5 protein-coding genes are annotated in these 6,594 nt (G+C 74.2%); 3 read left to right on the top strand and 2 right to left on the bottom strand.

From position 1 onward, the window contains the following. From ACWDSL_RS36350 to ACWDSL_RS36340, 3 genes are all read left to right on the top strand, one after another. The coding region (locus ACWDSL_RS36350) for a nucleotide-binding domain containing protein (RefSeq protein WP_450492219.1) at positions 1-821 on the top strand (821 nt) is incomplete at its 5' end. After that, positions 818-1,852 carry a 4-hydroxythreonine-4-phosphate dehydrogenase PdxA gene (pdxA, locus tag ACWDSL_RS36345; RefSeq protein WP_450492218.1) on the top strand — a complete coding sequence of 345 codons (1,035 nt, stop codon included), beginning with the start codon at positions 818-820 and terminating at the stop codon, positions 1,850-1,852. The genes ACWDSL_RS36350 and pdxA, both read left to right, overlap by 4 nt. Positions 1,853-1,939: 87 nt before the next feature. Then, on the top strand, positions 1,940-2,716 hold the full coding sequence (locus tag ACWDSL_RS36340; RefSeq protein WP_450492217.1) for a DeoR/GlpR family DNA-binding transcription regulator: 777 nt from the start codon (positions 1,940-1,942) through the stop codon (positions 2,714-2,716). Positions 2,717-2,820: 104 nt separating this feature from the next. On the opposite strand, the gene ACWDSL_RS36335 is transcribed toward ACWDSL_RS36340, so the two are convergent. Beyond that, the gene (locus ACWDSL_RS36335) at positions 2,821-4,635 is read right to left on the bottom strand and encodes an ABC transporter ATP-binding protein (RefSeq protein WP_450492216.1); all 1,815 of its coding nucleotides are present in this window, start codon (positions 4,633-4,635) and stop codon (positions 2,821-2,823) included. A 62-nt stretch (positions 4,636-4,697) separates the two neighbouring features. Next, a complete protein-coding gene (locus ACWDSL_RS36330; protein ID WP_450492215.1) occupies positions 4,698-6,431 on the bottom strand; it encodes an ABC transporter ATP-binding protein in 1,734 nt (577 codons plus the stop codon). Between the last annotated feature and the right edge of the window lie 163 nt (positions 6,432-6,594).

Raw genomic sequence — 6,594 nt, 5'->3', positions numbered from 1 at the left:
GGCGCGGACAGCGCCCGGCGCACCGGCCCCTGCGCCGCCACCGCCAGGACCAGCAGCATGGTCAGGACGAGCGACGAATCCAGCCGGCCGCCCTGGCCGAGGGGCGGGTGGCCATCTGCGACGCGGAGACCGACGCCGACCTGGACGCGATCGTCGAGGCCGCGCTGGCCGACGGGCCCGGCGGGCCGGGCGGGCCGGGCGGGCCGGGCACCCGGCTGGTCGGCTCCGGCGGCCTGGCCGCCGCCCTCGGCCGCCATCTGGCGAGCGAGGAGCCCGACGCCGGGACCGCCGCGCCACCTGCGGCTGTGCCAGGTGCGGCCGAGCCCCGGCCGCTGCTGGTCGTGGTCGGCACCGCCGAGCCCTCGGCCGCCGAGCAGATCCGGCGGCTGGCCGACGACGGCGCCACCGTCCTGCGCCTCCCCCTCGAAGCCCTGTGCGCGGACGACTCAGCCCCGCCGCCGCCGCTCCACGACGACGCGGTCACCGTCTTCACCCCCGCGCCCGGCCCCGCCCCGGCGGACTTCTCGCCCCGGCGCCTGGTGCACGGCCTCGCCCGCACCGTCGCCGCCGCGCTCGCCCGCCACGAGGGGCCCGTCGACCTCGTCCTGACCGGCGGGGAGACCGCCCGGCGGGTGCTGGACGCGCTCGGCGTCTCCGAACTCCACCCCGTCGGCCAGGTGCACCACGGCGCCGTACACCTGCGTACCCCCGACGGGCGATCCGTCGTGACCCGCCCGGGCAGCTTCGGCGACGCCGACTCGCTGCGGCAGATCGTCCACGCGCTGCGCCCCCACCCGACTCAACGGAAGGTCCGTCCATGAACCCATCCCCCAACCCCGCCTCCCCCGCCGACGGCCCGCTCCCCCTCATCGCGGTCACCATGGGCGACGGCGCGGGCATCGGGCCTGAGGTGGTCGTCTCCGCCCTGCTCGACCAGGACACGCTGCGGCGCTGCCGCCCGGTCGTCATCGGGGACGCGGCGCGGCTGCGCCAGGCCGCCCGGCTGCGGGGCCTCGACTGCGAGATCGTCCCCGTCTCCGGGCCCGGGGAGGCCGAGTTCACCCTGGGGCGGATCAATGTGATCGACCTGGACCTGCTCCCCGCCGATCTGCCCTGGGGGCAGCTGTCCCCGGTGGCCGGGGACGCCGCCTACCAGTACATAGCGGTGGCCGCCGAACTGGCCATGAGCGGTGCGGTGCAGGGCATCTGCACCGCACCCCTGAACAAGGAGGCCCTGCACGCGGGCGGCCATGTCTTCCCCGGCCACACCGAACTCCTCGCCCATCTCACCGGCGTCGACGAGGTCTCCATGATGCTGGCCACGCCGACCGTGAAGGTCATCCACGTCACCACGCACATCGGTCTGATCGACGCGGTCAACCGGATCGAACCCGGCCTCGTCGAGCGCACCGTACGCCGCGGCCATGAGGCGATGGTCCGCGCCGGTACGCCGAACCCCGTCATCGGCGTCTGCGGTATCAACCCGCACGCGGGCGAGAACGGGCTGTTCGGCTACGGCGAGGAAGAGGAGAAGATCGTCCCCGCGCTGGAGGTGCTGCGCGCCGACGGTATCGACGCCCGCGGCCCGCTCCCCGCCGACACCGCCTTCTTCCTGGCCGGCCGCGGCGACTACGACCTGATCGTGGCGATGTACCACGACCAGGGCCACGGCCCGGTCAAGGTGCTCGGTCTGGAGGCCGGGGTCAACCTGACCGTCGGGCTGCCCGTCATCCGCACCTCCGTCGACCACGGAACCGCTTTCGACATCGCCGGTACCGGAAAGGCGGACGCCGGTAGCATGATCGAGGCCCTGCGGCAGGCGGCCGAGATGTCCTCGGCCCCCGCCCGGTGAAGCGAGACCGCCCGGTGACGCGAGACCAGCCGGTGAAGCGAGACCAGCCGGTGGCGCAAGACCAGAAGGACGAGTGACGAGTTGACGATGCCAGCCCAGGGAGCCCGGGGCCGCCGCGACCAGATCGTCCACCTCGCCACCACCACGGGTCTGGCGAGTGTGGAGGAGCTGTCCCGCACCTTCGGGGTCACCGCCTCCACCATCCGCCGCGACCTCGCCCAACTGACCGCCGCCGGACGGCTGGCCCGCACCTACGGCGGGGCGATGGCCCTGGTGGCGCACCCCGAAGCATCGCTGCGCCAGCGCACCGGCGAGGCGTTCGAGGCCAAGCGCGCCATCGCCCGGTGGGCGGCGGAGCGGATCCGTACGGGCGAGACGGTCCTGCTCGACGCGGGCTCGACCGTCGGCGCCCTGGCCCATGAGCTGCGCAGCGCCGGGGATCTGACGGTGGCGACCACCGGGCTCACCGCGCTGCAGGAGCTGTCCGACGTGGACGACGTACGGGTGGAGTGCCTCGGCGGCACGCTGCGCCCGCTGAGCCAGAGCTTCGTCGGGCCGCTCGCCGAGGCCGCGTTGGAGCGGATGACCTTCGACCGGGTCTTCCTCGGCGCCGACGGCGTGACGGCCCACGACGGTCTGTGCGAGGCGGACCTGCGGCAGACCCGCCTCAAGGAGCTGATGGCCCGCCGGGCCGACGCCGTCTACGTACTGGCCCACTCGGCGAAGATCGGCCGCCGCCCCTTCCACACCTGGGTCCAGCTGCCGCCGGGGTGGACGCTGGTGACGGACCGCGCGGCCGACCCGGACGAGGTGCGGGCGCTGCGGGCCGCCGGGGTCGAGGTCGTTCTCGTCGATGAGGAGTGAGACGCGCGGCCTCACCGGGCCGCATGTTCACCACTGTGGCGGCTGACCGGCCGGGCCCTGGCGGGGCCGGCAGGTCAGGGGCCGGCAGGTCAGGGGCCGGCAGGTCAGGCGCGGCCGTGCCAGGAGGCCCAGAGCGCGGCGTACGGGCCGCCGCGCCGCACCAGTTCCTCGTGCGGCCCGAGTTCGGTGATCCGCCCGTCCTCCATCACCGCCACCCGGTCCGCGTCATGCGCGGTGTGCAGCCGGTGGGCGATGGCCACGACGGTGCGCCCTTCGAGGACCGCGGCGAGCGACCGCTCGGTGTCCCGGGCCGCGCGCGGATCGAGCAGCGAGGTGGCCTCGTCCAGCACCAGCGTATGCGGATCGGCGAGGATCAGCCGGGCCAGGGAGAGTTGCTGCGCGCGGTCGGGCGACAGCGCCGCGCCACCGGCTCCCACCCGGGCGTCGAGCCCCGTCAGCGCGGCCCACTCCCAGGCGCCGACCGCCCGCAGCGCCCGCTCCAGTTCGGCGTCGTCCGCCCCGGTCCTGGCGATGAGCAGGTTGTCGCGCACCGTGCCACGGAAGACATACGTCTCCTGGGTGACCAGGGCGACCTCGCCGCGCAGTTCGGCCGGTGAGAGATCCGTCAGCGCCACTCCCCCGACGGTGACCGCGCCGGTGCGCGGCGGATGGATCCCGGCGAGCAGCCGGCCGAGGGTCGACTTGCCCGCGCCCGACGGGCCGACGACGGCCAGCCGCTCCCCGCGCTCGATCCTCAGATCGATGCCGCGCAGTACGTCCCGGCCGTCGCGGTAGGCGTAACTCACCCCGCTGACCTCAAGCGCCCGCCGCCCCTTGAGATCCCCGCGGGCCGCCCGGCTCAGCCCGCTCCCGCCGGGCGCGGCTCCCGTGGCGCCGGGCCCGTGGCCGACCCCCAGCAGCCGCGCCAGTGAGGCGGAGCCGGTCTGCAGATCGCCCAGCGAGTACAGCAATGTGTCGACCGGCCCCAGCAGTTGCTGGACATAGAGCGTGGCCGCGGTGACCGACGCCAGCGAGACCAGGCCGTCGATGGCGAAGAACCCGCCGATGACCAGCGTGGCGGCCACCGGAAGCGCATACGCGGTGTCGATGATCGGCAGGAAGACCGTGAGCAGCCCCATCGTGTGCCGCTCGGCGGCGTAGGACTCGGCGATGTCCTGGTCCGTGCGGGCGGTGCGGCGCTCGGCGATACGCAGCGCCTCGACCGTACGGGCCCCCTCGACGGTCTCCATCAGGCCCTCGGTGAGCTGGGAGTACGTGGCGCTCTGAGCAAGGAAGGCGTCGCGGGCGCGACCGAAGAACCACCGGGAGGCGGCCCACAGGACGGGAACGGCGATCAGACAGGGGAACGCGAGCAGCGGGCCGACCACGGCCATCGCCCCGAGGGTGACAAGGATCGTGACCAGCGCGGTGACGGCGGCGGGCACCGCGCCGCGCACCACGCGCGCCAGCACGTCCACATCGCGGGTGGTGCGGGTGACCAGGTCCCCCGAGCCCGCCCGCTCGACGGTGGCGAGCGGCAGCGTCAGCACATCGTCGACGAACCGCTCACGCAACTCGGCCAGGACCTGCTCGCCCAGCCTGGCCGAGGCGTATCCGGCGGCGTGTGTCAGCAGCGCCTGGGCCACGATGAACGCGCAGATCAGCAGCGCGGTACGGGGGATGTCCGCGGCGCCGCGCCCGGCGTCCTCGACCAGGCCGCCCAGCAGCCAGGGCCCCACCAGGCCGCAGACGGCGGCCAGGCCGTACAGCGTCAGGGTGGCGGCCAGCTCACGCGGGTGACGCCGGGCCAGCCGGCGGACGTGGCCGCGGACGTCCTTCGCGGAGGCGATGGGCAGCGGGGTGCTGGCCCCCTCCCGCTCAGTCCCGGCGCGCTCCAACGCGCGGGCTTCCCTCGTCACTGCTCGCTCCTCCGTCGCTGCGCGGCTCCTCAGTCCAGCCCGCACAGCGCGCCAAGACACGCTCATAGCGCGTCCTCCTCTCGGGCGACCACGGCCCGGTAGCGGGGGTCGTCGAGGAGTTCGCCGTGTGTGCCCTGGGCGACAGCCTTCGCGCTCTCGACGTAGACGACGTGGTCCGCCCGGTCGAGCAGGATCGGGCTGGTGGTGAACACGACGGTGGTGCGGCCCGCGCGGTGGGCGCCGAGCCCGCGGGCGACGCGGGCCTCGGTGTGGGCGTCGACCGCGCTGGTGGGCTCGACCAGGACCAGCACCTCCGGGTCGGCCATCAGGGCCCGTACCAGCCGCAGCCGCTGCTGCTGGCCGCCGGAGAGGTCGCGCCCGGACGCGGCGATCACGGTGTCCAGACCCTCCGGCAGCGCCTCGACGATGTCGCGCGCCGAGGCGGTGTCCAGCGCCCGTTCCAGCGGCTCACGGGAGCCGGGGCGGAGCCCGGCCGGGTCCAGTTCATCGCCCAGCGGGCCGGCGAAGAGCAGATCGTCGTTGGTGGCGACGAGGATGCGCCGCCGCACCTCCGCCGGCGGCAGATCGGCGAGCGGCGCCGCCTGCCAGGTGACGGCGGAGTCGGTGTAACGGCCCAGCCGGTCGGCGAGGGTGGCGGCGTCGGCCGGGGATGCGCAGGCCACGGCGGTGAACCGGCCCGCTGCCACGGCCAGCCCGGAGTCGGGGTCGGCCAGGGGGCCACCGCTGGGCAGGCGGTCCCTCCCAGCGGTGTGCGGCCGTGGCAAACCGGTGCCGGAGGAGAGTTCGGGCGTGAGCGCGGATAAGTCGGTGACGCGGCGGGCGGCGACATGGCCCCGGGTCAGCTGCCCGGCGGCGTCGGTGAGCCGGCGCAGCGGATCGGCCAGGTAGACGGCGTAGCCGTAGAACGCGACGAGCTGACCGGCGCCGATCTGGCCCTCGGCCACATAGCGCGCCCCCAGCCAGACGACGACACAGGTCAACAGGCCCGGCAGCAGCACCTTGACGGCGCCGAACAGGGCATCGACGCGGGCGAGCGCCACCCCCGCGCCGCGCAGCCGCTGGGAGTCGGCGTGGTAGCGCTCGGCGAAGGCCTCCTCGCCGCCGATGCCGCGCAGTACGCGCAGACCGCTGACGATGTCGACGGCCCGGCCGGTCAGTTCGGCCTGGTGCTCGCGCAGCCGCTCCTGGCGTCGGTGCAGCGGGCGGATCAGCAGCGCGACCGCCCAGACCATCAGCGGCACACCGGCCAGCACCACGGCTCCGAGCCGCCAGGAGGCGTCCAGCATGATCGCGGCGATGGCGGCGATGGCCACGACCGCGCCGCTGCCACGGGCGGTGCCGGCCAGCGCCTCGCCGATCCGGTCGATGTCCGCCACACCGGCGTTGACGATCTCGCCCTTGGCCACGCGCCCCCGCAGGGTGGCGCCGAGCGTGGCGGTCTGGCGGGTGATGAGCTGCATGGTGCGGTACGAGGCGCCGAGCCGGGTCGTGAGGGTGCAGCGGTCGCGCAGAATGCCGGTGGTGGCCTGCACCACACCGAGCCCCAGCACCGCGCCGCCCCACAGCAGCAGCGTCCGCCGGTCCCGGTCGATGATCCCGGTGTCGATGGCGGCGCCGATCGCGGCCGGTACGAGTGCCTGGGCCAGCACACAGAGAATTCCCCACAAAACGCCGAGGAAAATGGAATGGCGGAGATTACGGGCAAGCCATAACAGATAGGATGTGGGTGAACGATGATCTGGCGTTCCGGATTCCGGATCAGGGAAGCGTCGCATGGCACGCCGATGCTAATGAGGCCGTTCCCCGCCCGCCGCTGAATTTCGCGGGCATTTCGGCGGGGAGGGCCGAGGAGGCATGGCCGGGGGACGGTGGGGCACTCGCGTCGCGATGGATGAGTGACCGTCGTAGAAATTCTGGAGGCCACCGTGTACCGGCAGG

The organism is Streptomyces sp. NPDC000941 (assembly GCF_053599555.1).
The sequence above is the reverse complement of the archived record's forward strand: the minus strand, read 5'-3'. Positions and strand labels throughout refer to the sequence as shown.

Bases quoted from the DNA above. Each gene is read 5' to 3' on its own strand.
- pdxA (WP_450492218.1), top strand. From the start codon at position 818: ATGAACCCATCCCCCAACCCCGCCTCCCCCGCCGACGGCCCGCTCCCC.
- ACWDSL_RS36340 (WP_450492217.1), top strand. From the start codon at position 1,940: ATGCCAGCCCAGGGAGCCCGGGGCCGCCGCGACCAGATCGTCCACCTC.
- ACWDSL_RS36330 (WP_450492215.1), bottom strand. From the start codon at position 6,431: ATGCGACGCTTCCCTGATCCGGAATCCGGAACGCCAGATCATCGTTCA.